Here is a 24,692-nt window from a genome sequence, read left to right on the forward strand (position 1 = left end):
AGCCTACCAGCCCAGGCCCAGGTGCAGGGGCAGGTACACCGCCATGCCCGCGAGCATCGTGCCGAGCACGCCGCGCCGCCAGTAGTAGTAAGCGGCGCCGACCACGGCCGCATACAGGCGGGCGTCGTGCAGCGTGGTGATCAGGTGGCCCTGGGTCATCACGATCTCGGGCGCGATCACGCCGGCCAGCGCGGCGGCCGGTGCGTAGTGCAGCGCGCGGTGCGCCCACTCGGGCAGGCCCCAGGGCCGGTCGAGGATGAAGAAGAAGCAGCGCGTGAGCACCGTGACCGCGGCCAGCCCCACGATCACGCCCATGGTCCACAGGTCGGTGCCCCTCACTTGTCGTCCTCCGCGTCGGGGTCGAGCCCGAACTGCTTCTCGAGCCAGAAGCACAGCAGCACCGCGGCGCCGATGGCCACCACGATGTTGAGCTTGAGCGGCAGGGCATAGGCGGCCACCGCGGTGGCGCTGGCGACCAGCGCGGCCAGCACGCGCAGCCGCGTGGTGGCCATCGAGCAGACGATCGCCACCAGGCTCAGCACGCCGGCAAAGCCCAGGCCCCAGCTCTGCGGAATGAAGTTGGCCAGCGCAATGCCCAGCAGGCTCATGCCCATCCAGGAGCACCAGGTCACGAAGTAGTTGCCGGTGAGGTAGGCCTCCTGCGACTGCTGCTCGGCGGCGGTGGCCGGCGGCGTCGCGTACTGCCGGGTGAAGAGCGCATAGCTCAGGTCGGCCGTCAGGTAGCCGTGCGTCATGCGGCGCCAGCGCGGCATGTGCATGAGGTAGGGCCGCAGGTGCAGGCTGAAGACCACGAAGCGCAGGTTGACGCAAAAGCCCGTGGCCAAAATCACCCAGGCCGGCGCGCCCGCGAACAGCAGCGGAATGGCCGCGAGCTGGGAGCTGCCGGCGTAGACCAGCAGCGTCATGGCCACCGACTCCAGCACGCTCATGTTCGACTTGACCATGGCCACGCCGGTCATCAGGCCCCAGGCGCCGATGCCCAGCGCGGCCGAGGACATGTCGCGGATGCCGGCGCGGAATTCGGGCCGGCGGCGGATGGCTGCGGAAAGGAACATCAGCCGAACCGCTGCCCGGGCTTCAGGTCGAAGCCGCGCAGGAAGTCGGCCACGGCCAGGCGCTTGCCGCCGGGCCGCTGGAGTTCGGTGGCCACCACCGCCGAGCCGGCCGCCGCCACCGCCACGCCGGCGTCGCTCACGGCCAGCAGGGTGCCCGGCGCGGCTGAGACCACGACCGGCGGCGCCGCATGCGCGGCCCAGAGCTTGATGGTCTCGCCGTCGAGCACGCTGTTGGCGCCCGGAAACGGGTCGAAGGCCCGAATGCGCCGCACGATCGCGTCGGCCGGCTGGTTCCAGTCGATCTGGGCTTCGTGCTTCTCGACCTTGCTGGCGTAGGTGACGCCTTCGGCCGGCTGCGGCGTGCGCACAAGGTGGCCGATGTCGGCCAGCGCCTGGACGATCAGGCGGCCGCCCAGCTCGGCCAGCCGGTCGTGCAGCCGCGCGGTGGTGTCGCTGCCGATGTCGACGGCTTCGCGCAGCAGCATGTCGCCGGTGTCCAGGCCGGCGTCCATCTGCATGATGGTGATGCCGGTCTGCGCGTCGCCGGCCTCGATGGCGCGGTGGATCGGCGCCGCGCCGCGCCAGCGCGGCAGCAGGCTGGCGTGGATGTTGAGGCAGCCGTGCGCCGGCAGGTCGAGCACCCATTGCGGCAGGATGAGGCCGTAGGCCGCCACCACCATCACGTCGGGCGCGGCCGCCAGCAGCGCCTCGCGCGCGGCCGCGGCGTCTTCCGGGTACTTGCCGTCCAGCCGCAGGCTGCGCGGCTGTGCCACCGGCCAGCCGTGCGCGGCGGCGCATTGCTTGACGGGCGAGGCCTGCAGCTTCATGCCGCGGCCCGCGGGCCGGTCGGGCTGGCTCAGCACCAGCGCGATCTCATGGCCGGCGGCGGCAATGGCTTCGAGCGCGGCGCGCGCGAACTCGGGCGTGCCCGCGAAAACGACCTTCAGCGGAGTCAATCGCGGATCCGGACGAGTTCGAGGTCGTCCCCCGTGTGATAGCGGCGGACCACGCCGGTGGGGTCGATGTAGATATAGAGCATGCGGCGCTCGTTCACGGCCTTGTAGCGCCAGGTCCAGATCACGCCGTCGAACGAGCTGACGCGGCTGATTTCAAAAGGCCGGCCATAGAAGGCGAGCACGTCGTTCTGGCGCCACTGGTCGACCTTGATGTCGTGGCCGAAGCGGGCCTCGCTGAGCACCTGGGTCACGGAGACCACCTTGCCGGCGGCATCGACGTCGATGTCGGTGACCTCGAAACCCGCCGGCATGCGCGAATACTGGAGGCGCTCGCCGCCGCCGGTGAGCGGATAGCGGCCCGTGGGCGGGCCCAGGCGCTGCAGGGTTTCGGCGGCGGTGGTGCCGGGAACGATGCGCGTGGGTTCGCTGGCGCAGCCCGCGAGCACGAGCACTGCGGCAAAACCGAGCGCCCAGGGCCGCAGGGAGGCTTTCATGCCCGGCCCTCTTTGGCCTCTTCGCGCTGCTGCTTGAGCAGCTTGCTCTTGATGCGGTTGCGCTTGAGCGGCGACAGGTATTCGACGAACACCTTGCCCAGCAGGTGGTCGAGTTCGTGCTGGATGCACACGGCCAGGAGGCCTTCGGCCTCGATGGTGCGCAGTTCGCCGTTCTCGTCCAGCGCCTGGACCTTGACCGAGGTGGAGCGCATGACGCCGTCGTAGATGCCCGGCACCGAGAGGCAGCCCTCTTCGTTCAACACCTTTTCGTCGCTTGCCCAGATAATTTCGGGGTTGATGAGCACCAGCGGCTCGTTGCGTTCCTCGGACACGTCGATGACGACCAGCCGCTCGTGCACGTCGACCTGGGTCGCGGCCAGGCCGATGCCGCTGGCGTCGTACATGGTCTCGAGCATGTCGGCCACCAGGGTCTTGATGCGCGCGTCGACGCCCTGCACGGGCTTGGCAACCGTGTGCAGGCGCTTGTCCGGGTAACTCAGAATGATTCGTTTGGCCATGAAACAGGGAGAAAGTTGTGGCTATTTTCGCCAATTCCGCGACGCGGCGACTCCGGATCGCCTGAAAACGTTGCCCTCCCAAGGGCTTCGGGCGCAGAATTCGTAGCAAATTGTGAGATTCGTATGTGCGCCGATACGCGGCGCGCTCACCCATCCAGACATGAAAAAGCTCCGAATCACTGTCCGCCAGCGCCCGCATCTTCTCGCCACGTTGGCTGCCCTTGCGGTGATCACTGGCGGCACGACGGCGGCGTGGGCGCAGAACTACCCCGTCACGCCACAGCAGCGCGCCACCGCCCAGCAAACCGCCCAGAACGGCGTTCCGCTGAGCGAACTGGCGCCCAATGCGCCAGACGAATACACGGTCAAGCCCGGCGACACGCTGTGGGCCATCTCGCGCCTCTACCTGCTGCGCCCCTGGCGCTGGCCGGAACTGTGGGGCATGAACATCAGCGAAATCGCGAATCCGCACCGCATCTACCCCGGCCAGGTCCTCTACCTGGACAAGACCGGCGGCCGCGCACGCCTGACCATGCGCCGCGGCGCGGGCGGCAGCGGCGACGGCGGCACCATCAAGCTGTCGCCGCGCACGCGCTTCGACTCGCTGGCCGGCATGGCCTTGCCCACGCTCAACCCGAGCGTCATCGAGCCCTTCCTGAGCGAACCGATCGTGGTCGATGCCGACACGCTGCAGGCCGCGCCGCGCATCGTCGCGGGCAACGACAGCCGCGTCCTGCTGTCGCGCGGCGACCGTGCCTATGCGCGCGGCAACGCCGAGACGCCGCTGCTCGAAACCCCTGGCCCGCTGAAGAACTTCCGCGTGTTCCGCAGCGCCACGCCGCTGAAGGACCCGGGAACCGGTGAAATCCTCGGCTATGAGGCGCAGTACCTGGGCAAGGCGCAGCTCCAGCGTGGCGAATCGACCACGGTCGAGACCACCAACGACAAGGACGTCATCACCGTGGTGCCGGCCAGCGTCGACATCATTGCGGCGCGCGAGGAAATCCGCGCCGGCGACCGCCTGCTGCCCGAACCGCCGCGCCAGTTGCTGAGCTATGTGCCGCGCGCGCCCTCCTCGCAGGTCGAGGGCCGCATCATCTCGGTCTATGGCAACGCGGTGCAGTTCGCGGCCCAGAACCAGGTGGTGGCCATCAACAAGGGCACCCGCGACGGCATCGACAGCGGCCACGTGCTGGCCATCCTGAAGAATGGCGAAACCATTCTCGACCGCACCGGCGCGCGCAAGGAAACCATCAAGCTTCCGAACGAACGCATCGGCCTCTTGATGGTGTTCCGGCCCTTCGAAAAGGTTTCGTACGCACTGGTGCTCGAGATCACCGACACTCCGAAGGCGGGCGACTTCCTCGTCAATCCCTGACGCTCCTGCGTTTTTTACCGCTTTCTTTCTCCGCTTCATTTGGACCGAGCAGAACTCGCAGGCTGGCTGCGGCTTTCACTGACGCCGGGCATCGGCGATGGCGCCGCACGCCGGCTGCTGGCCGCCTTCGGCCTGCCCGAGAAAGTCTTTGCGCAGAGCGGCGAGGCGCTGCGCCAGGTGGTGTCGGCGGCGCAGGCCGATGCCTTGCACCAGCCGCCGCCGGGCCTGCAGGCCCAGGTCGACCAGACCTGGCAGTGGCTGCAGCCCGGCCACGATGACGGCGCCGCGCGCCGCCTGGTCACGCTGGGCGATGCCGCCTACCCCACCTCGCTGCTCGAGATGGCCGACCCGCCGTTGATGCTCTACGTGCTCGGCGCCGCGGACTTCGACCTGACCCAGCTCGGCCACAGCATTGCGGTGGTGGGCAGCCGCAACCCCACGCCGCAGGGCGCCGCCAATGCCCGCGCCTTTGCGCGTGCGCTGGGCGACGCGGGCCTGCCGGTGGTGTCGGGCCTCGCGCTCGGCGTCGATGGCGCCGCGCACCAGGGCGCACTCGATGCGGCCGGCGACATGCCGCGGCTGGCCACGGTGGCCGTCGTAGGCACCGGCCTGGACCGCGTCTATCCCGCGCGGCACCGCGACCTGGCGCACCGCATCACGCTGCAGGGGCTGATCGTGAGCGAGCTGCCGCTCGGCACGCCGCCGCTCACGCAGAACTTCCCCAAGCGCAACCGCTTGATCGCCGGCCTGGCGCGCGGCACGCTGGTGGTCGAGGCCGCGCTGGCGTCGGGTTCGCTGATCACCGCGCGGCTCACCTCGGAGCAGGGCAAGGAAGTGTTCGCCATTCCGGGCTCGATCCATTCGCCGCAGTCGCGCGGCTGCCATGCGCTGATCCGCCAGGGCGCGAAGCTGGTCGAATCGGTCAACGACATCCTCGAGGAGCTGCCGTCTTTTCTGCACGCGGGCAGCGCGGCGGCGCCGGCGGCCGCGAACGGCGATGCCGGCGCTGTGCCCAGCGCGCGCGAGGAGCCCTTGCTGGATGCGCTCGGCTTCGACCCCGTGAGCCTGGACGCGCTGAGCGCGCGCACCGGCTGGAGCGCCGCCGCGCTGCAGGCCAAGCTGCTCGAACTCGAGCTCGACGGCCATGTTGCGCGGCTGCCCGGCGGCCTGTTTCAAAGAGCAGCCATCGGCTGACGCCCGGGCCCGCGCCCGCTTTTTCGCGAAACACCGCGGAACCGGCTTTGCCGGGCCGCTGGTGTTGCCCCCGGTAGGGGGAAGGCGCGCGTGACACGAAGTGCACGAAGCCTGGGGGCGAGCCACGGTTCCTCGGCTATATTGGGCCCATGTTCGAAGTGCTCGTGTTTGTCTACGAAAACTATTGGCGCGGCGATGCCTGCCCCGAACCCGAACAACTGGGCCGCAAGCTCAGCGCCCACGGCTTCGAGGCAGAAGAAATCCGCGATGCGCTGCACTGGCTCGACGGCCTGAGCCTTGCCACGCAGGGCATGCAGCTCGAACGAAGTCCCGGCGACGACGCCGTGGCCACCGTCACGCTGCGCGGCGCGCCCGAAGCGGCCCTGCCCCAGTCGGACAACGCCATGCGGGTCTATTCGCAAGCCGAGCAGGAGCACCTGGGCGCCGACTGCCTGGGCTTCATCCGCTTTCTCGAATCGTCGAACGTGCTGTCCTGCGGCCTGCGCGAGATCGTCATCGAGCGCGCCATGGCGGCGCCGGGCGATCCGGTCGCGCTCGACGAGCTCAAGATCATCGTGCTGATGGTGCACTGGAGCACCGGCATCGAGCCCGATGCGCTGGTGCTCGACGAACTCTGCGAGAGCCGCGAAGGCCGCGTCGCGCACTAGCTGGCTAGTTCAGCAGCCGTTCCGGATTCGCGTCGAGCTTGGCCAGCGCCTCGCGCGTGGCGCGCACCGTGAGCGTTTCCTCTTCGGCCGGCACCAGCAGGCCGGCCTGCAGGTAGTTGGCCAGCCGGCCGACCTGGATCAGGAAGCTGCGGCCATCGGCCGAGGCGAACAGGTGCAGCTGCTTGCGATCGCTGCGCCAGACGAACTGCACCTGGCTCACGCGGTCGTTGTGGTCGAGCATGAACCAGTTGCCCACCTCCAGCTCGTGCGCCCACGCCAGCATGTCTTCGGCCGGAACGCCGCCCACGGTGTCGGCCACGACCTCGATCGAGGACGCATCCACGCCCAGCAGCAGTTCGATGCTGTTCGCATCGAGCGGCAGGCTGGAGGCGCCGCCGTCGTCGGTCACGAAATCTTCCAGGTGCGCAAGGCGCTCGGCCATGGCCTCGATCTTGGCCGCGGGAATGGCCTCGGTCTTCGAGAGGAAGGCGTCGGACAAGGTGGCGCCGATGGCCTTGATGTGGGCTTCCTGCGGCTCGTCGATGATGCCCAGCAGGTTCATGCCCAGGCGCAGGCGCTGCAGCAGCTGCGGCAGGTCCTGGATCACGCGTGCGCGGTCGGCGCGGTTGGGCTTGGCGCTTGCCGCCCACACCAGCTCGGAGGCCACGCGCTTGAGCATCACCGTCTGCTCGCCCTGGGCGCCGTAGCGCAGCGCGGCAATCGCCAGCACCTCGGCCCAGACCTTGAAGAGGAACTCGCGGATCTCCTCGCGCACCGGCATGTCGTTGAGCATCTTGCGCAGCTCGATGGTGTACTGGATCGCCATCGTTTCCTTCTGCTCGACCTGCTGCGCCACGCTCATGACGCGCTGGGTGGCGTCGCTTTGCGTGAGATAGCGGTTCAGGAAGGCGACGAACTCGTCGAACACCAGCTTGAAGACGCGCTGGCCGGTTTCGGGATACTGCTCGATCACCTGCACCACGCGCCGGATCTCGCCCTCGAGCGCACTGCCCGAGATGGCCGCGGCATCGAAGCCCATCACGCACGAGCCCATGCGGTCGATCAGCATGCGCGCCGGGTGCTGCAGCGTGCCGAAGAACTCGGGCTCGGCAATGGCCACGCGCAGCACCGGCATCTGCAGGCGGGCAAACCACACGCGCGCCGAGAAGGGAATGCGCTCCTCGGCGAGGATGGCCTGGAACATGAGCGCCACGATCTCGACCGTGGCCTTGTCGGCGGTGGTGGGCGCCCTTTTCTTGAGCTCCGTGCTGCGCCGCCGAAGGTCGACCGCGGTCTGCTGGATGAGGGTGGCCTGCTCCGCGGAGCCCGGCATGGAGCCCTGCATGTACTGCGAGGCAGCCACCCGGTAGGCGGCCTCGGCTTCGGCGATCACGCCGACAAAGGTCCTGGACGCGGCGCGGGGGGAACCGGCGTCGGTGGCGCCGGCCGCATGGCCGTCCATCCCCGTCGTCGTCATCGAAGGCGAAGCCGCCGGCTCCGCGCCGATGCGGGCGGCGACGAAGCGCTTGAGGCTCAGGAGCGCCGTCTGCGCGCGCTGGCGGGCGACCATCAACGGCGAGCCGCCCGTGGTGAAGGCCGGCGCGGACGGCGCAAAAGCCCGTGCCTGCGGGGAGGAGTTGTCGGCGCTGCCCGGCCGCTGCACGGCACCCGCGGCCTGCGCCGCGCCGCCGGCGTAAGGCGATGCCGGCATCGTCGCCGGTCCGGTGGCGCTGCCGCCGCCGCTGCTGCTGCCGGTGCGGCGGACAAAGCTCTTGAGATCGATTTCGGGCATCACGCCCTGGGAAACCAGGAAGGCGTTGGCGTCCTCGTAGGCCTTGACGACCACGCCGACGAGCTGCTGCTGCACGGTGTCCTGCACCCGCGCCCACAGCGTGCGGCTCAGGCCGGCCGCCAGCCACTGGTCCACCAGCAGCCTGGCCAGGGTCTCGGGCCTGAGCACGTCGTGGGCGTCGAGTTCGGCGGTGCCTTCCAGGAACTGGATGCGCAGCCGCAGGTCGCTGAGTTCGAAGCTGGCCTTGTCGTGGATCAGCTGCGCGAGGCGCGACGACAGGATGCTGCTTTCCATCGCATCGTCGTCGATGAGTTCGAGCCGCAGCTTCGCGCCGGACGACGACGCGGCCGGCGCCGCCCCCGGGGTGCCGCCGACCGACCTGCGCCAGCCCGCCTGCGCGAGCGACACCCATTGCGAGGCCTGGCCCTGGAACGCCACGAAGTCGTCGCGGCTCTCCTGCATCGCGCGCGCGCTGCCGATTTCCGAGGCCTGCTGCGTCAGGCGGTCCCGTATCGCCTGCGCCAGCGGGACGATGACGCCCTCGGTGGCGCGAACGAAACGCTCGCGCGTCTCGCGTGCGAGCTGCAGGGAGGAAGCGGACCGCGCAATGCTCATTGAAGGATCGGGAAGACCAATGGGGCTCTATTTTTCGGCGAATACCGAGAGCTTGCATCGGCAAGCGCCACCGCACAAGTGTGCATCACCTGCGGCATGGCGGCGGGCCTGCGCGGCGCGTTCCCTTGTTCTGGCTCAATCAGACCACGGCGCCGGCGTTCGGATCGTCTTCGGAGCCGCCGTCGCGCTTGGTCGGGCCGCCCTTGATCAGGTCTTCGCGCTTGACGCCCAGCCACATGGCGATGGCGGCCGCCACGAAGGCCGACGAGTAGATGCCGAACAGGATGCCGATGGTCAGCGCCAGCGCAAAGTAGTGCAGCGTCGGGCCGCCGAAGAAGAACATCGAGAGCACCACCAGCTGGGTCGAGCCGTGCGTGATGATGGTGCGGCTGATGGTCGAGGTGATCGCGTTGTCGATGATCTCGACGGTGTTCATCTTGCGGTAGCGCCGGAAGTTCTCGCGCACGCGGTCGAAGATCACGACCGATTCGTTGACCGAGTAGCCCAGCACCGCCAGCACCGCCGCCAGCACCGCGAGCGAGAACTCCCACTGGAAGAAGGCGAAGAAGCCCAGGATGATGACCACGTCGTGCAGGTTGGCCAGCACGGTGGCCACGGCGAACTTCCATTCGAAGCGGATCGCCAGGTAGATCATGATGCCCACCACCACCATGCCGAGCGCCTTGAGCCCGTTGGTGGTGAGCTCCTCGCCGACCTGCGGGCCGACCACCTCGATGCCGCGCTGCGTGGCCGAGGGATCGACCGACTTGAGCGCCTGCATCACCTGCGCGCTCTGCTGGTCGGAGTTCATGCCCTTTTGCGCCGGCAGGCGGATCTGCACGTCGCGCGAGGTGCCGTAGCTCTGCACCTGCACGTCGGGGTAGCCGAGCTTGCCGATGGCCTCGCGCACCTTGCCGATGTCGGCGGACTGCTGGTAGGCCACCTCCATCACGGTGCCGCCCGTGAACTCCACCGACAGGTGCAGCCCGCGGTGCAGCAGGAAGAACACCGCCAGCGCGAAGGTGACGAAGGAGATGATGTTCAGCACCAGCGCGTGGCGCATGAACGGGATGGTCTTGTGGATGCGGAAGAATTCCATGGCGCTTGTCCTTGACCTTTACTTGCCTTCAGCCACGGCTGTGCCGTCGGTCTTGGGGCGCCAGACCGTGCCGATGGACACCGTCTTGAGCTTCTTCTTCTGGCCGTACCAGAAGTTCACGAGGCCGCGCGAGAAGAACACGGCCGAGAACATCGAAGTGACGATGCCGATGCAGTGCACCACCGCGAAGCCGCGCACCGGCCCCGAGCCGAAGGCCAGCAGCGCGATGCCCGCGATCAGCGTGGTCACGTTGGAGTCGAGGATCGTGCCCCAGGCGCGGTCGTAGCCGGCGTGGATGGCCGCCTGCGGCGAGGCGCCGTTGCGAAGCTCCTCGCGCACGCGTTCGTTGATCAGCACGTTGGAGTCGATGGCCACGCCGATGGCCAGCGCCATGGCCGCGATGCCGGGCAGCGTGAGCGTGGCCTGCAGCATCGAGAGAATGGCCACCAGCAGCATCAGGTTGACGGCCAGCGCGATCGACGAGAACAGGCCGAACAGCGCGTAGTAGGCGCACATGAACACCATGATGGCCAGGAAGCCATACATCACGCTCTTGAAGCCCTTCTCGATGTTGTCGGCGCCCAGGCTCGGGCCGATGGTGCGCTCCTGGATGATTTCCATCGGCGCGGCCAGCGAACCGGCGCGCAGCAGCAGCGCGAGGTCGGCGGCTTCGGCCACCGTCATCGAGCCGGAAATCTGGAAGCGGTTGCCAAGCTCGCCGTTGATCGACGGGGCCGTGAGCACTTCGCCCTTGCCCTTCTCGAAGATCAGCATGGCCATGCGCTTCTTGTAGTTCTCGCGGCTCACGTCGCGCATGATGCGGCCGCCCTTGGCGTCCATGGTCAGGTCGACCTTGGGCTGGTTGCTCTGCTGGTCGAAGCCGGGCTGCGCGTCGGTGAGGTTCTCGCCGGTGACCAGCACCTGCTTCTTCACGATCACGGGGCGGCCGTTGCGTTCGAGAAACTTTTCGGAGCCGAAGGGCACCGGTCCGCCGCTCAGCTCGGCCGCGCGGCCTTCGGCGCTTTCGTCGACCAGGCGCATCTCGAGCGTGGCGGTGCGCCCCAGGATGTCCTTGGCCTTGGCCGTGTCCTGCACGCCGGGCAGCTGCACCACGATGCGGTCCAGGCCCTGCTGCTGGATCACCGGCTCGGCCACGCCGAGTTCGTTGATCCGGTTGTGCAGCGTGGTGATGTTCTGCTTGAGCGCCGCGTCCTGGAGCCGGATCGCGGCTTCGGACTTGATGGTGGCCACGAGGCGCCAGTTGCTGCCGTCCTGGCTGTCGGTGGTGGCGAGGTCCTGGAACTGGTCCTGGATCAGCCGCTTGGCTGCTTCCAGCGCGGCCGCGTCGCGGAACGAAACCTCGATGGCCTGGCCATTGCGGTTCACCGAGGTGCCGCGGATGCCCTTGTCGCGGAAGGTGGTGCGCAGGTCGCTCGCGAAGGATTCGGCCTTCTTGTCGATGGCGCCCTTCATGTCGACCTGCAGCAGGAAGTCGACGCCGCCGCGCAGGTCCAGGCCCAGGTACATCGGGAACGCGTGCAGCGCCGTGAGCCAGGCCGGCGAGCGGGAGACCAGGTTCAGCGCCACCACGTAGGGCGGATCGGCCGGATCGGGCACCAGCGCGCGCTGCACCGTGTCGCGCGCCTTGAGCTGCTCGTCGGGGGTGGCGAAGCGCGCGCGCAGCGAGCCGCCTTCGAGCGTGAGCAGGTCGGGCGCGAGCCCGGCAGCCTTGAGCGCCTCCTCGACCCGGCTCTGGGTGGCCGCGTCGACCTTGACGGTGGACTTGGCCGCGGACACCTGCACGGCAGGCGCCTCGCCGAAGAAATTCGGCAGGGAATAGATCAACCCCACAAGCAGCACGATCACGATGATCGCGTACTTCCAGACCGGATAACGGTTCATGAGAAAGCGCTTTTCAGAAACGGGACACCGGCGTGACTTGAGGCCATGCGCCGCGAAGCGCAAGGCCGAGCCGCGCGTTTTATTGCTTGCTTACTGCTTGACGGCGCCCTTGGGCAGGACCTGGACCACAGCGCTGCGCTGGATCTTGATCTCCACGCCATTGGCGATTTCGAGGCCGAGGTACTGGTCGCCGAGCGAGGTGATCTTGCCGAGCACGCCGCCGGCGGTTGCGACTTCGTCGCCCTTGGCCAGCGCCTCGATCATGGCGCGCGCTTCCTTCTGGCGCTTCATTTGCGGACGGATCATCACGAAATACAGCACCACGAACATCAGCACCAGGGGCAGCATGCTGCCCAACGAGGACAGCATGTCGCCACCGCCGGAAGCTGCGGGTGCGGTTTGGGCGAAAGCAGAGGAAATGAACAAGAGAGTCTCCAGCAGAGAGAAGAGAGGAATGTCAGAAGCGCGGACCGGGCCCGCGGTTCCGCGGCCCCGAGGAAAGGCCGCGAGTCAGAGCTTGAGGCGGCGTGGGCCGCGCGCAGCAGCGGGCATTGTATTCGTGGCAATGCCCCGCTCCGCGCGCTTATCCGGCGCGCGGGGCAGGGCTTTCCATGGGCTTCGGCTGCGCGTCCTTTGCTAGCTTTTCAGGAGCAAACACGCGAGGCGGCCGGCGGTGCCGGGCCGGCCTCTGGAAAAATCACGCGGCGGCGCGCTGCGACTGCTGCGGGTTGCGCCACTTGGCGAGCAGCTCGCTCCAGCGGGTGCGGGCCGCGGCAAGGTTGCGGTCCTTCACATGGCCGTAGCCGCGGATCTGCTCGGGCAGGCTCGCGATCTCCAGCGCCAGCGCATGGTTCTCGGCGCGAAGGCCAGCAATCACTTCCTCGATGCTCGCGCGGTACTCGCCGATGAGCGCGCGCTCGGTCCTGCGCTCTTCGGTGCGCCCGAAGATGTCCAGCGCCGTGCCGCGCAGGCCCTTGAGCCGGGCCAGCAGCCTGAAGCCGGAAAGCATCCAGGGGCCGAACTTCTGCTTCTGCAGCTGGCCCTTGGCGTTCTTCTTGGCGATGATGGGCGGCGCGAGGTGGTAGTTGAGCTTGAAATCCTTGCCCATCTCACCTTCGAACATGCCCTCGACACGGGCGAGGAAGCTGCGGTCGGTGTGCAGGCGCGCCACCTCGTACTCGTCCTTGTAGGCCATGAGCTTGAACAGGTAGCGGGCCACCGTTTCGGCCAGCGCGCTCTTGCCGAGCGCCGATTCGGCCTGCCGGACCTTGTCCACGAACTGACGGTATTCGTCGGCATAGGCCGCGTTCTGGTAGCCCGTGAGGAATTCGACCCGGCGCGCCACCAGGCTTTCGACGGTTTCGCGCTTCTTGAACTCGATGACCTGGCCCGGGCGCAGGCGCTTTTGCAGCTCGTCCGGACGGACGGCCGCCTGGCGGCCCCAGGCGAAGGCGGCCTTGTTGTTCTCGACCGCCACCGCATTGAGCTCGATGGCGCGCAGCAGCGACTCGAGCGCCAGCGGGATCCAGCCCTTTTGCCAGGCAAAGCCCAGCAGCATGGGGTTGGCATAGAGGCTGTCGCCCATCAGCGTGGTCGCCGCGGCATCGGCGTCGAAGGTGCCGAGCGCATCGGCGCCGACGGCGCGCGCGATCTGGCTGGCGCAGTCGTCCTGCGGGTTCACCCAGTTGGCGTTGCGCACGAAGGCGGCGGTGGGCGTGCTGTGCGTGTTGAGCGCCACGTGCGTGCGCCCTTCGCGCATGCGCGCCAGGGTTTCGGCGTTGACGGCCACCAGCGGATCGGCCGCCAGGATGAGGTCGGCCGCGGCGGTGCCGACGCGCGTGGTGCGGATCGCGTCTTGCGATTCGCCGATCAGCGCATGGCTCCAGGTGGCGCCGCCCTTTTGCGCGAGGCCGGCCGCGTCCTGCGTGACGATGCCCTTGCCCTCGATGTGCGCCGCCATGCCCAGCAGCTGGCCGATGGTGATGACGCCCGTGCCGCCGACGCCGGCCACCACGATGCCCCACACCTGGTCCTGCGCCAGCACCGGCACGGCCGGCTCGGGCAGCGGACCCAGCGCGAGCGGCGAATCGGCCTTGTCCCTGGCCTTCTTCTTGAGCTGCCCGCCTTCGACCGTGACGAAGCTCGGGCAGAAGCCCTTCAGGCAGCTCATGTCCTTGTTGCAGCTGCTCTGGTTGATGGTGCGCTTGCGGCCGAACTCGGTTTCGAGCGGCTCGACCGACAGGCAGTTGCTCTGCACGCTGCAGTCGCCGCAGCCTTCGCAGACCAGCTCGTTGATGACCACGCGCTTGGCCGGATCGACGGCCGTGCCCCGCTTGCGGCGGCGGCGCTTCTCGGTGGCGCAGGTCTGGTCGTAGATGATGGCCGTGGTGCCGGCGATCTCGCGGAACTCGCGCTGGATCTCGTCGAGCAGGTCGCGGTGCTTGACCGCCACGTGGTCGCCCGGGATGTTCACGCCCTCGTACTTCTCGGGCTCGTCGGTCACGATGACGACCTTCTTGGCGCCCTCGGCATGCAGGCTCTCGGCGATCTGCAGCACCGAGTGGCCCTCGGGCCGCTCGCCGACCTGCTGGCCGCCGGTCATGGCCACGGCGTCGTTGTAGAGGATCTTGTAGGTGATGTTCACGCCGGCCGCGATGCTCTGGCGGATCGCGAGCAGGCCGCTGTGGAAGTAGGTGCCGTCGCCCAGGTTCGCGAAGATGTGCTGGTCGGTGGTGAAGGGCTGCTGGCCGACCCACGGCACGCCCTCGCCGCCCATCTGCGTGAAGCCGATGGTGGAGCGGTCCATCCAGGTGGCCATGAAGTGGCAGCCGATGCCGCCCATGGCGCGCGAGCCTTCGGGCACCACGGTGCTGGTGTTGTGCGGGCAGCCCGAGCAGAACCAGGGCTGGCGGTCGGCGCCCTGCACGCCGCCCACCTTGAGCACCTCCATCGAGCGCTCCTTGGCCTCGAGGATGGCCATCTGCGCATCGATGCGCGCGCGCATGTCGGCGCCGGCCTGCTCCAGGATGCCGAGCTTGCGCAGGCGCTGCGCAATCGCCTTGGCGATCAGCGCCGGGTTCAGGTCGGCATTGGCGCGCAGCAGCGTGTTGGCGGTGGGGTTGGGCATGGCCCATTCGCCGCCGGAGAAATCGCCGTCGAGCTCGTTGAACTTGCCGAGCACGGTGGGACGCACGTCGGCGCGCCAGTTGTAGAGCTCTTCCTTCAGCTGGTATTCGATGACCTGGCGCTTTTCTTCCACCACCAGAATTTCCTGCAGCCCGGTGGCGAAGTCGCGCGTGAGCTGCGCCTCCAGCGGCCACACCACGCCCACCTTGTGCAGCCGGATACCCAGCTGGCGGCAGGTGGCGTCGTCCAGTCCCAGGTCGATCAGCGCCTGGCGGGTGTCGTTGTAGGCCTTGCCGCTGGCCATGATGCCGAAGCGGTCGTTCGGGCCCTCGATCACGTTGTGGTTCAGCCGGTTGGCGCGGATGTAGGCCAGCGCGGCATACCACTTGTAGTGCATGAGCCGCGCTTCCTGCTCGAGCGCGTGGTCGGGCCAGCGGATGTGCAGGCCGCCGGGCGGCATCTGGAAATCGGTGGGAATGACGATCTCGACGCGGTCCGGGTCGATCATGGCCGTGGCGCTCGACTCGACGATTTCCTGGATCGTCTTCATGCCCGACCAGATGCCCGAAAAGCGGCTCATCGCAAAGGCGTGGATGCCCAGGTCCAATATTTCCTGCACGTTGGCCGGAAAGAACACCGGCGTGCCGCAGGCCTTGAAGATGTGGTCGCTCTGGTGCGCGGCCGTGCTGCTCTTGGAAATGTGGTCGTCGCCCGCCACCGCGATCACGCCGCCCCATTCGGTGGTGCCCGCCATGTTGGCGTGCTTGAAGACGTCGGAGCAGCGGTCCACGCCCGGGCCCTTGCCATACCAGATGCCGAAGACGCCGTCGAACCTGTTGGTGCCCGCGGGCGAGAAGCCCAGCTGCTGGGTGCCCCAGAGCGCCGTGGCGGCGAGCTCTTCGTTCACGCCGGGCTGGAAGACGATGTTCTGTTCCTTCAGGAACTTGCTGGCCTTCCATAGCGCCTGGTCGTAGCCGCCGAGCGGGGAGCCGCGGTAGCCGCTGATGAAGCCTGCGGTGTTCTTGCCGGCCTGCTTGTCGCGCAGGCGCTGCAGCATCGGCAGCTTGACCAGCGCCTGCACCCCGCTCATGAAGGCCCGGCCGTAGTCGAGGCTGTATTTGTCGTCGAGCGTGACGGTTTCCAGCGCGCGGCGAATGTGCTCGGGCAGCGGTGCGTTCATGTTTGTCTGTCTCCGTGTGGCAGGGCCTCGTGGGCCTGGCTGATGGGTGTGGGTCTGTGCCCGGGTAGGGCGCGAGCCCATGATCCCGCAAAGTGTATGCCGGTGCGCGCGACAGGTGTTTGCGTTCTGTGCCCCAAAAAAGCGTCCCCCAGGAAGAATCTTGCTTAATATCGCCTTCCATGGAAAGCATTGACAAGTTTGACCTCTCAATCCTGCAAGAACTGCAGGCCGATGGCCGCCTCACCAACGCCGAGCTTGCGCAGCGCGTCGGGCTCTCGGCCGCGCCCTGCTGGCGTCGCGTGCGCGCGCTGGAAGAAGCCGGGTTCATCAAGGGCTACCACGCCGAGATCGACCGCCACAAGATCGGGCTGGGCGTGCTCGCTTTCGTGCGCGTGGACACCGAACGCGTCACCAACGACGCCACCCGCAAGCTCGAGGACGCGATCCGCAAGCTGCCCGAGGTGGTGGCCTGCCACTACATCAGCGGCACCGGCACCTTCGAGCTGCAGGTGGTGGCGCAGGACCTGGACAGCTTCTCGGCCTTCGCGCGCCAGCACCTCATGAACCTGCCGAACGTGAAAGACCTGCACACCAGCTTCTCGCTGGGCGAGGTGAAGGCCAGCAGCGCCTGGCCGCTCGGGCATCTGGCGCGCTGAACAACGGCGACGCCGACCTCGTGATCTCGGGCGTCTCCATCAACGACAAGCGCAAGCAGAGCTGCGACTTCACGCCACCGTACATCGCGCCGCGCCAGCTGATCGCAAGACGCTCGCTCGTGCTCACCACGATGCTGCGGCGGCTCGAACACCGCCTGGCGCCCAGCGACAGGGGATAGGCACAATCGGGCGACATGCCACCGATTTCCCCCGAAGAGACACCCATTCCCCCGGCCCGGCCGCAGCCGCCGAAGTTCGCGGCGCTCGAGCCGCTCAAGCTGCCCGTGTTCCGCATGCTGTGGAGCACCTGGCTCATCGCCAACATCTGCATGTGGATGAACGACGTGGCGGCGGCGTGGATGATGACCTCGCTGACCACCTCGCCGATCTGGGTGGCGCTGGTGCAGTCGGCCTCCACCCTGCCGGTGTTCCTGCTGGGCCTGCCCAGCGGCGCGCTGGCCGACATCCTCGACCGCCGGCGCTGGCTGGTGGCCACGCAGTTCTGGCTGGCGGGCACGGCCATCGTGCTGTGCGCGGCCATTGCGATGGACATGATGACCGCGCCGCTGCTGCTGGCGCTCACCTTTGCCAACGGCATCGGGCTGGCGCTGCGCTGGCCGGTGTTCTCGGCCATCGTGCCCGAACTGGTGCCGCGGCCGCAATTGCCGGCGGCGCTGGGCCTGAACGGCATTGCGATGAACGCCTCGCGCATCATCGGCCCGCTCACGGCCGGCATGCTGATTGCCAGCGCGGGCAGCGTCTGGGTGTTCGCGCTCAACGCGGTGCTGTCGGTGGCCTCGGGCTTCGTGGTGCTGCGCTGGCGGCGCGAGCACACGCCCAATCCGCTGGGCCGCGAAAGGCTCATCAGCGCGATGCGCGTGGGCGTGCAGTTCGTCTGGCAGTCGCAGCGCATGCGCGCGGTGCTTTCGCGCATCACGATCTTCTTCTTCCACTCCACCGCGCTGCTCGCGCTGCTGCCGCTCCTGGCGCGCAACCTCAAGGGCGGCGGCGCTGCCACCTTCACGCTGCTGCTGGCGGCCATGGGCGCGGGCGCGATCATCGCGGTGCTGTTCCTGCCGCGGCTGCGCCAGGCGCTCGGGCGCGACCAGCTGGTGCTGCGCGGAACGGTGCTGCAGTCGCTCGCCACCGCGGTGATGGCCTTCGCGCCCAACGCCTGGGTGGCGGTGCCCGCAATGTTCTTCGGCGGCATGGCCTGGATCACGGTGGCCAACTCGCTCTCGGTCTCGGCGCAGCTCGCGCTGCCCGACTGGGTGCGCGCGCGCGGCATGTCGACCTACCAGATGGCGATCATGGGCGCGAGCGCGATCGGCGCGGCGCTCTGGGGCCAGGTGGCCACCGTCACCGACCTGCGCTCCAGCCTCGAGATCGCCGCCGTGAGCGGCACCCTGCTGATGCTGGCGGCGCTGCGCTGGGTCACCGACGTCTCGGGCGAGGAAGCCGACATGAGCCCCGCGCGGGCCGGCTGGGCCGCGGGTCCGCCGGCGGAAACGCCGGAGGAAAACGGCCGCGTGGTCATCACCATCGAATACATGATCGATCCCGCGCGCGCGGCCGCCTTCCACCTGGTGATGCACCAGACCCGGCGCGCGCGCCTCGGCCAGGGCGCCATCGGTTGGGAACTGCTGCACGACATCGCCGAGCCGGGCCGCTACCTGGAAGAGATCGTGGACGAAAGCTGGACCGACCACCTGCGCCGCTTCAACCGCGCCACGGCCGCCGACATGACGCTGCGCGAGCGGCGGCTGGCCTTCCACATCGGCGAGTCGCCGCCGGTGGTGACGCGCTACGTGGTGAAGCGCTGAGCGGCCTGCAAGGCCTTCAGTGGAAGAACAGCAGCCGCGTGATGAAGGTGTGGTCGGCCTCCGCCGCCATCAGTCCGACCAGCACCAGCAGGCACAGGGGCGGCACCAGGATGGCATACACCAGCGACATCCGCTCCCACGCCATGTGCATGAAGACCGTGACGATCAGCCCCGCCTTCAGCAGCATGAAGGCGATGATCAGGGCCCAGCGCAGGTACCCCTGGAATTGGAAGTAGTCGACCAGGTACGACATCGTGCTGAGCACGAACAGCAGCCCCCAGATCTTGAGGTAGAGGCCGATCGGATGTTGCTGGCCAGCGGCGGGGTTCATGATCTTCGTCCTCCTCACCAGAGATAGAACAGCGCAAAGATGAACACCCACACCAGGTCCACGAAGTGCCAGTACAGGCCGGCAATCTCTACGATCTGGTAGTTGCCGGACTTTTCGTAGTCGCCGCGCATCAGCTTGAAGGCCACGATGAACAGGAAGACCACGCCGGCCGACACGTGCAGCCCATGGAAGCCCGTGATCATGAAGAAGGCCGAGCCGAACTGCGCCGCGCCCATCGGGTTGCCCCAGGGCCGCACGCCCTCCTCGAGGATCAGCTTGGACCACTCGAAGGCCTGCATGCCGACGAAGAGTTCGCCGCAGGTCGCGGTCACGAGCATCAGAGTGGCGGCGTTCACGCGGTCGCGGCGGTAGGCGAAATTGACGGCCATCGCCATCGTGCCGCTGCTGCTGATGAGCACGAAGGTCATGATCGCTATCAGCAGCAGCGGGATGTCGGCGCCCCCCACATGGAGCGCGAACACCTCGCTCGGGTTGGGCCACGCCGCCGTGGTCGAGATGCGTACCGTCATGTAGCCGACCAGGAAGCAGCTGAAGACGAAGGTGTCGCTGAGCAGGAAGATCCACATCATCGCCTTGCCCCACGAGACGTGGAACGCCTGGCGATCGGAGGACCAGTCGGCAACCAGCCCGCGCCAGCCGCTGGCGGCGAGGGTCGGACTCGGGGGCGCTGCTGCGATCGTTGCGGTGTTGTTCACGAGATGCCTCCTCAGGATGTGCCGCAGATGAAGCGCGCCACCTCCGGCGTCACCCAGCCCAGCAGTGCGAACAGCACCAGCCACACCGCCAGCATGAAGTGCCAGTAGCGCGCACACAGCGCGATGCGCCAGGCGGACCTGGCCGGATCGGACCAGGCGGCGTGCGCCGTCCAGGCCCACCCGACCAGCCCGCCCATCAAGTGGAGCCCGTGCATGGCCGTCAACAGGTAGAAGAAGCTGCCCGCCGGATTGCCGGCCGGCATCACCTGCGCGCTCAGCAGCGCCTGCCAGGCCCACAGCTGCACGGCCAGGAAGCCCAATGCGAAGAGGCCACCCGCCAGCAGCAGGCGACGGGCCCGCACCGGGCCGGGACCGCGTGGTGCGCCACTGGCCCGTTGCAGCGCCACGCTGCCCGCCACCAGCAGCGCCGTGCTGAGCCAGAGCTGCCACGGCAGCGCGATGGTCATCGCATCGCCGCCGCTCATGCGCATCACGTAGGCCACGATGAAGAGGGAGAACAACGCCGTCACCACGCCCATGAAGACCCACAGGCCGATGCCGGCCGCGCTCGCATGCGGATCGCGAGCGCGGCCACGGCCGCGGCCGGGACCGCGGATGCTCAAGGCGGCTCCTGAAATCATGCCGGCGCTCCCCGGACCTCGCTCTGGCCCTCCGGCTCGGGCTCCCCGGGCCCGGCTTCCGGCGGCGTGTTCTGCGCGATGAAATCCTCCGCCGCACCCGGCTCCCCATAGGCGTAGGCCCACCGGTAGACCACCGGCAGCCGCGGTCCCCAGTTGCCGTGGCCCGGCGGCGTGGCGGGCGTCTGCCATTCGAGCGAGGCGGCACGCCATGGATTGGCGTCGGCCGGCCGGCCGCGCCAGGCGCTCCAGGCAAGATTGGCAATGAACAGCAGCTGCCCCACGCCGACGATCAGCGCGACCACGGTGATGAACGTGTTCATGCTGAACGCCGACGGCGGAATGAACGCGTAGCCGTCGAAGTTGTAGTAGCGCCGCGGCATGCCCAGCACGCCCAGGTAGTGCATCGGAAAATAGATCGCGTAGGTGCCGAGGAAAGTGATCCAGAAATGCAGCCGGCCGAGCCGGTCGTCGAGCATGCGGCCGGTGACCTTGGGGAACCAGTGGTAGATGCCGCCGAACACCACCAGGAGCGGCGCCACGCCCATCACCATGTGGAAGTGCGCCACCACGAAATAGGTGCCGGACAGCGGGATGTCCACGCTCACGTTGCCCAGGAACAGGCCCGTGAGCCCGCCGATCAGGAAGGTGCACAGGAAGGCCAGCGCGAACAGCATCGGCACCGTCAGGTGGATGTCGCCGCGCCACAGCGTCAGGATCCAGTTGTAGACCTTGATCGCGGTGGGCACCGCGATGATCAGCGTGGTGGTCGCGAAGAAAAAGCCGAAGTACGGGTTCATGCCGCTCACGAACATGTGGTGCGCCCACACCACCACGCTGAGCGCGCCGATCGCCACGATGGCCCACACCATCATGCGGTAGCCGAAGATGCACTTGCGCGCGTGCACGCTGATCAGGTCGGACACGATGCCGAAGGCCGGCAGCGCCACGATGTAGACCTCGGGATGGCCGAAGAACCAGAACAGGTGCTGGAACAGCAGCGGGCTGCCGCCCTTGTAGCCGGTCAGCTGGCCCATCGACACCAGCGCCGGCATGAAGAAGCTGGTGCCCAGCGTCCGGTCGAGCAGCAGCATCACGCCGCTGACGAACAGCGCCGGAAAACCGAGCAGCGCGAGGATGGTGGCAACGAAGATGCCCCACACCGTGAGCGGCATGCGCAGCAGCGTCATGCCTTCGCAGCGCGCCTGCAGCACGGTGGTCACGTAGTTGAGGCCGCCCATCGTCGTTGCCACGATGAAGATGAGCAGCGACACCAGCATCAGCACGATGCCGCCCGCATGGCCCGGCGTGCCGGGCAGGATCGACTGCGGTGGATACAGCGTCCAGCCCGCGCCGGTGGGACCGCCCGCGACGAAGAAGCTCGCCATCAGGACCACCACCGACAGCAGGTAGACCCAGAAGCTCAGCATGTTGAGATAGGGAAAGACCATGTCCCGCGCGCCCACCATCAGCGGAATCAGGTAGTTGCCGAAGCCACCGAGGAACAGCGCCGTGAGCAGGTAGATCACCATGATCATCCCGTGCATGGTCACGAACTGGTAGTAGCGCTCGGCGTTGATGAACTCGAACTGGCCCGGAAAGCCGAGCTGCAGCCGCATCAGGTTGGACAGCACGACGCCCACGACGCCCACCGCGATGGCGGTGCAGGCGTACTGGACTGCGATCACCTTGTGGTCCTGGCTCCAGACGTAGCGGGTCAGGAAACTCTGCGGCGCGGGGTGCCCGGCGTCGTCGTCGTGGTCGGCGTGGGGCATGGCGTGCTCCGCGGGCGCGGGAGAGTTCATCGGGGAGCCCTCTGTTCAGCGGCAGCCTGCGCCGGCGGACTGCCCAGACTCTGGATATAGGCCACCAGCGCGGCCAGCTCTTCTTCGGTCAACTCGACCTTGGGCATGACCGGCGGGAAGCCCTTCACATGGCGCGCCTGCGGATCGCGGATGAAGCTGCGCAGGAAGGCTTCGTCGACCAGCGCGGTAGAGCCGTCCGCCATGGTTTCGGTCTTGCCGTACAGGCCCTTCCAGGTCGGCCCGACGCGCGGGCTGCCGTCGATCGTGTGGCAGGCCACGCAGCCCTTGCTGTCCGCCAGCGCGTGCCCCTGCCGGACGCGTGCATCGCCGCCGGCCGGGGCCTCGGGCGCCTTGGCCTGGGACTTTGCGAAGGTCGGCAGCGCCGCGTGCCAGGCCTTGTAGCTGGCCGGGTCTTCCACCACCACGTAGCCGCGCATGTTGGAATGGCCCACGCCGCACAGTTGCGCGCACAGCGCTTCGTAGCGGCCCGCGACGGTCGGCGTGAACCAGAAGCGGCTGACCTGTCCCGGCACTATGTTCATGCGGGCGCGGAAGTTCGGCACGAAGAAGTCGTGCAGCACGTCGTTCGAGCGCATCAGCACCAGCACCGGCTTGCCGAGCGGCAGGTGCACCTCGTCGCCGGCGATCAGGAGGTCGTCCTGCCCGGCCCGGTCGGCGGGGTCGATGCCGAACGGATTGGTGGCGCTGACAAAGCGCGCATCGGTCGCGCCCAGCTTGCCGTCCCCTCCCGGGAAGCGGAAGCGCCATTGCCACTGCTGGCCCAGCACCTCCAGCACGAGCGCATCGCGAGGCTCCCTGACATAGTTCGCGTACACCAGGAGACCGGGCGCCAGCAGCGCCATGATGGCGACGGTGGTGCCGCCGATCAGCCAGCGCTCGAGCTTCCTGTTCTCGGGCTCATGCGCCGCGCGGTGCCCCGCGCGATGGCGGAAGCGCACCAGCATGTAGGCGATGAACAGGTTGATGACAATGAAGAAGATGCCCGTGATCGCCAGCGTGATGCCAAGGGTGTCGTCCATCAGCTTCCAGTTCGAAGCAAGGGGCGTCGTCCACCACGGATTGAAAACGTGAAACAGCACCGAGCCGGCCACGATGAGCAACAGGGCGACGGCCATGGTCATGTGCGCTCCCTTGGCTCGGCATGGTTTCAGGGCTCATGCGCGCGTCAGAGAAACGCCGGGACTTGCGGCTCTTCGCCCTCGAACCGGGCTTCAGGGTGCGCGGAGCGCAGCAGCGCCTCGATGTCCCGCACGCGCGAACGCGGCAAGTCCACCATCAGCAGGATCTGCCCCTGCGCGATGGCACCCTCGAAACGTTGCAGCCTGGGACTCGGGATGGAAATGCCGATCATGCTGGCCGACCAGGCGCCGACCGCGCCACCCAGGATGGCCACCAGCACAGCCACTTCCCATTCGGGGCCGTCGCCGACGATCGGGAACAGCAGCGCGGCCGCAAGGCCGACGACGACGCCGCAGGCACTGCCGACCACCCACCCGGTCTTGGCTGCGTGGACGAGGTCCGAGGTTTGCCACACGTTGGCTGCATGGAGCCCGGCCATGTCCATGCCTTCCGGTCCGGCGAAATGAATGTGCGCAACGTCGACGCGTGCCCACACCAGATCGTCCATCGCTCGCCTGGCGCTCGCGATGTCCGGCATCAGCCAGTAGATGCGCCTCTTCATAGCGCCCCCTTTCGTCTTGCGACGAGTCAAGGAACCATGGATGACTTATATGCCCAAGGAAGGCCGCCATCAAGTGGGCGCCGCATTTCACGCGGCAGCGGCATGGGGGTTATCGCCAACCCATCTTTTTTTGACCGATTGGATAATTTAGCTCATCATCCCGCCCCTGTTGCCCGCCACCACGAGGTACGCCACGATGACCCCGCATCCCCTGCGCAGCCGCTTCTGGTCCGACCTGACCAGCGAAGAGTTCTCCCGCCTCGACCGCGAACGGCTCATTGCCGTGCTGCCGGTGGGCGCGACCGAGCAGCACGGCCCCCACCTGCCGATGTCGACCGACACCGCCACCATCGACGGCATGGTCCGCGCCACGCTGCCGCACCTGCCGGGCGACCTGCCGGTGCTGTTCCTGCCGACCGTGGCCTACGGCAAGAGCAACGAGCATTCGCGCTACCCGGGCACGCTGACCGTCTCGGCCACCACGCTGATCGCGCTGTGGAAGGACATCGGCGCCTGCGTGGCCAAGGCCGGCGTGCGCAAGCTGGTGCTCTACAACAGTCATGGCGGCCAGATGAGCGTGATGGACATCGTGGCGCGCGACCTGCGCGAGGAGCACGGCATGATGGTCGTGGCCGCCAACTGGTACACGCTGGGCCTGCCCGAAGGGCTTTTCACCGCGCACGAAGGCCGGCACGGCATCCATGCCGGCGACCTCGAAAGTTCGGTCATGCTGCACCTTGCGCCCGACCATGTGCGCCGCGACCGGTTCCAGAACTTCAGCTCGATGACCGAGCAGCTGGCCGACGAGAACAAGTTCCTCTCGATCACGCCCAGCGGCAAGCTCGGCTGGCAGATGCACGACATCAACCCCGCGGGCGCGGCCGGCGACGCCACGCGCGCCACGGCCGAAAAAGGCGCCGCGGTGCTCGACCACGTGGGCCAGCGCTTCGTCGAACTGCTGCAGGAGGTGGACCGCTTCCCGCTGTCGCGCCTCGCCAATGTTCCCGCCTGGCGCTAGGCTCG

General features: G+C 67.9%; 22 protein-coding genes and 1 pseudogene. 7 read left to right on the forward strand and 16 right to left on the reverse strand.

Annotated features, from left to right (window positions below; genetic code table 11):
• Positions 1-3: 3 nt before the first annotated feature.
• From RZE77_RS26620 to def, 5 genes are read right to left on the reverse strand one after another with little or no spacing between them, the layout of a single operon-like run.
• Positions 4-339, reverse strand: coding sequence for an AzlD domain-containing protein (locus RZE77_RS26620; RefSeq protein WP_015867848.1), 336 nt, complete (start codon positions 337-339; stop codon positions 4-6).
• Positions 336-1,076: an AzlC family ABC transporter permease gene (locus RZE77_RS26625; protein ID WP_319439969.1), complete on the reverse strand. Its 741-nt coding sequence runs from the start codon at positions 1,074-1,076 to the stop codon at positions 336-338. The genes RZE77_RS26620 and RZE77_RS26625 overlap by 4 nt, the downstream gene beginning before the upstream one ends.
• A complete protein-coding gene (gene fmt, locus RZE77_RS26630; RefSeq protein ID WP_319439970.1) occupies positions 1,076-2,032 on the reverse strand; it encodes a methionyl-tRNA formyltransferase in 957 nt (318 codons plus the stop codon). Before fmt ends, RZE77_RS26625 begins: the two co-directional genes overlap by 1 nt.
• Complete coding sequence (locus RZE77_RS26635; RefSeq protein WP_319439971.1) at positions 2,029-2,526, reverse strand: hypothetical protein; 498 nt, start codon at positions 2,524-2,526, stop codon at positions 2,029-2,031. The genes fmt and RZE77_RS26635 overlap by 4 nt, the downstream gene beginning before the upstream one ends.
• A complete protein-coding gene (gene def, locus RZE77_RS26640; protein ID WP_319439972.1) occupies positions 2,523-3,044 on the reverse strand; it encodes a peptide deformylase in 522 nt (173 codons plus the stop codon). Before def ends, RZE77_RS26635 begins: the two co-directional genes overlap by 4 nt.
• A gap of 160 nt (positions 3,045-3,204) precedes the next feature.
• Here def and RZE77_RS26645 point away from each other — a divergent pair, with 160 nt between their 5' ends.
• The 3 genes from RZE77_RS26645 (at position 3,205) to RZE77_RS26655 (ending at position 6,284) form a co-directional block, all read left to right on the forward strand.
• Positions 3,205-4,422: a LysM peptidoglycan-binding domain-containing protein gene (locus tag RZE77_RS26645; protein WP_319439973.1), complete on the forward strand. Its 1,218-nt coding sequence runs from the start codon at positions 3,205-3,207 to the stop codon at positions 4,420-4,422.
• A gap of 39 nt (positions 4,423-4,461) precedes the next feature.
• Positions 4,462-5,616, forward strand: a complete 1,155-nt coding sequence (gene dprA, locus RZE77_RS26650; RefSeq protein WP_319439974.1) for a DNA-processing protein DprA — start codon at positions 4,462-4,464, stop codon at positions 5,614-5,616.
• Positions 5,617-5,765: 149 nt separating this feature from the next.
• Entirely contained in the window at positions 5,766-6,284 is a 519-nt protein-coding gene (locus tag RZE77_RS26655) for a Smg family protein (protein ID WP_319439975.1), read from the forward strand.
• 4 nt (positions 6,285-6,288) lie between these two features.
• Here the strand turns inward: RZE77_RS26655 and RZE77_RS26660 are convergent, their stop codons facing one another.
• The 5 genes from RZE77_RS26660 to RZE77_RS26680 form a co-directional block, all read right to left on the reverse strand.
• Complete coding sequence (locus RZE77_RS26660; protein ID WP_319439976.1) at positions 6,289-8,691, reverse strand: DUF1631 family protein; 2,403 nt, start codon at positions 8,689-8,691, stop codon at positions 6,289-6,291.
• Between the two features lie 139 nt (positions 8,692-8,830).
• The gene (secF, locus tag RZE77_RS26665) at positions 8,831-9,790 is read right to left on the reverse strand and encodes a protein translocase subunit SecF (RefSeq protein ID WP_319439977.1); all 960 of its coding nucleotides are present in this window, start codon (positions 9,788-9,790) and stop codon (positions 8,831-8,833) included.
• Positions 9,791-9,808: 18 nt separating this feature from the next.
• Positions 9,809-11,692 (reverse strand): protein translocase subunit SecD, encoded by a 1,884-nt coding sequence (gene secD, locus RZE77_RS26670; protein WP_319439978.1) that lies wholly within the window; start codon positions 11,690-11,692, stop codon positions 9,809-9,811.
• 90 nt (positions 11,693-11,782) lie between these two features.
• The gene (gene yajC, locus RZE77_RS26675) at positions 11,783-12,118 is read right to left on the reverse strand and encodes a preprotein translocase subunit YajC (RefSeq protein ID WP_018905224.1); all 336 of its coding nucleotides are present in this window, start codon (positions 12,116-12,118) and stop codon (positions 11,783-11,785) included.
• 271 nt (positions 12,119-12,389) lie between these two features.
• Positions 12,390-15,998 (reverse strand): indolepyruvate ferredoxin oxidoreductase family protein, encoded by a 3,609-nt coding sequence (locus RZE77_RS26680; protein ID WP_319439979.1) that lies wholly within the window; start codon positions 15,996-15,998, stop codon positions 12,390-12,392.
• A 179-nt stretch (positions 15,999-16,177) separates the two neighbouring features.
• Between RZE77_RS26680 and RZE77_RS26685 the strand changes: the two genes are divergently transcribed.
• The 3 genes and pseudogenes from RZE77_RS26685 to RZE77_RS26695 all read left to right on the forward strand — a co-directional run bounded on the left by RZE77_RS26685 (position 16,178) and on the right by RZE77_RS26695 (position 18,477).
• Complete coding sequence (locus RZE77_RS26685) at positions 16,178-16,654, forward strand: Lrp/AsnC family transcriptional regulator (RefSeq protein ID WP_018905225.1); 477 nt, start codon at positions 16,178-16,180, stop codon at positions 16,652-16,654.
• Positions 16,645-16,761: pseudogene (locus RZE77_RS26690) on the forward strand (transporter substrate-binding domain-containing protein); the annotation flags it as partial. The gene RZE77_RS26685 and the pseudogene RZE77_RS26690, both read left to right, overlap by 10 nt.
• A gap of 87 nt (positions 16,762-16,848) precedes the next feature.
• On the forward strand, positions 16,849-18,477 hold the full coding sequence (locus RZE77_RS26695) for an MFS transporter (RefSeq protein ID WP_319439980.1): 1,629 nt from the start codon (positions 16,849-16,851) through the stop codon (positions 18,475-18,477).
• 16 nt (positions 18,478-18,493) lie between these two features.
• Here RZE77_RS26695 and RZE77_RS26700 read toward each other — a convergent pair whose 3' ends face one another.
• From RZE77_RS26700 to RZE77_RS26725, 6 genes are read right to left on the reverse strand one after another with little or no spacing between them, the layout of a single operon-like run.
• On the reverse strand, positions 18,494-18,808 hold the full coding sequence (locus tag RZE77_RS26700; RefSeq protein ID WP_319439981.1) for a cytochrome C oxidase subunit IV family protein: 315 nt from the start codon (positions 18,806-18,808) through the stop codon (positions 18,494-18,496).
• Positions 18,809-18,822: 14 nt separating this feature from the next.
• Complete coding sequence (locus tag RZE77_RS26705; protein ID WP_319439982.1) at positions 18,823-19,524, reverse strand: heme-copper oxidase subunit III family protein; 702 nt, start codon at positions 19,522-19,524, stop codon at positions 18,823-18,825.
• A gap of 11 nt (positions 19,525-19,535) precedes the next feature.
• On the reverse strand, positions 19,536-20,165 hold the full coding sequence (locus tag RZE77_RS26710; RefSeq protein WP_319439983.1) for a cytochrome c oxidase subunit 3 family protein: 630 nt from the start codon (positions 20,163-20,165) through the stop codon (positions 19,536-19,538).
• Complete coding sequence (ctaD, locus tag RZE77_RS26715) at positions 20,162-21,937, reverse strand: cytochrome c oxidase subunit I (RefSeq protein ID WP_319439984.1); 1,776 nt, start codon at positions 21,935-21,937, stop codon at positions 20,162-20,164. The genes RZE77_RS26710 and ctaD overlap by 4 nt, the downstream gene beginning before the upstream one ends.
• Before the next feature lie 26 nt (positions 21,938-21,963).
• A complete protein-coding gene (locus RZE77_RS26720) occupies positions 21,964-23,109 on the reverse strand; it encodes a cytochrome c oxidase subunit II (RefSeq protein WP_319439985.1) in 1,146 nt (381 codons plus the stop codon).
• A gap of 44 nt (positions 23,110-23,153) precedes the next feature.
• A complete protein-coding gene (locus RZE77_RS26725) occupies positions 23,154-23,669 on the reverse strand; it encodes a DUF1269 domain-containing protein (RefSeq protein ID WP_319439986.1) in 516 nt (171 codons plus the stop codon).
• Between the two features lie 196 nt (positions 23,670-23,865).
• On the opposite strand from RZE77_RS26725, the gene RZE77_RS26730 reads away from it, so the two are divergent.
• A complete protein-coding gene (locus RZE77_RS26730) occupies positions 23,866-24,687 on the forward strand; it encodes a creatininase family protein (RefSeq protein WP_319439987.1) in 822 nt (273 codons plus the stop codon).
• Positions 24,688-24,692: the final 5 nt, after the last annotated feature.

The organism is Variovorax sp. SPNA7, from assembly GCF_033807855.1.
Taxonomy (GTDB): domain Bacteria; phylum Pseudomonadota; class Gammaproteobacteria; order Burkholderiales; family Burkholderiaceae_C; genus Variovorax; species Variovorax beijingensis.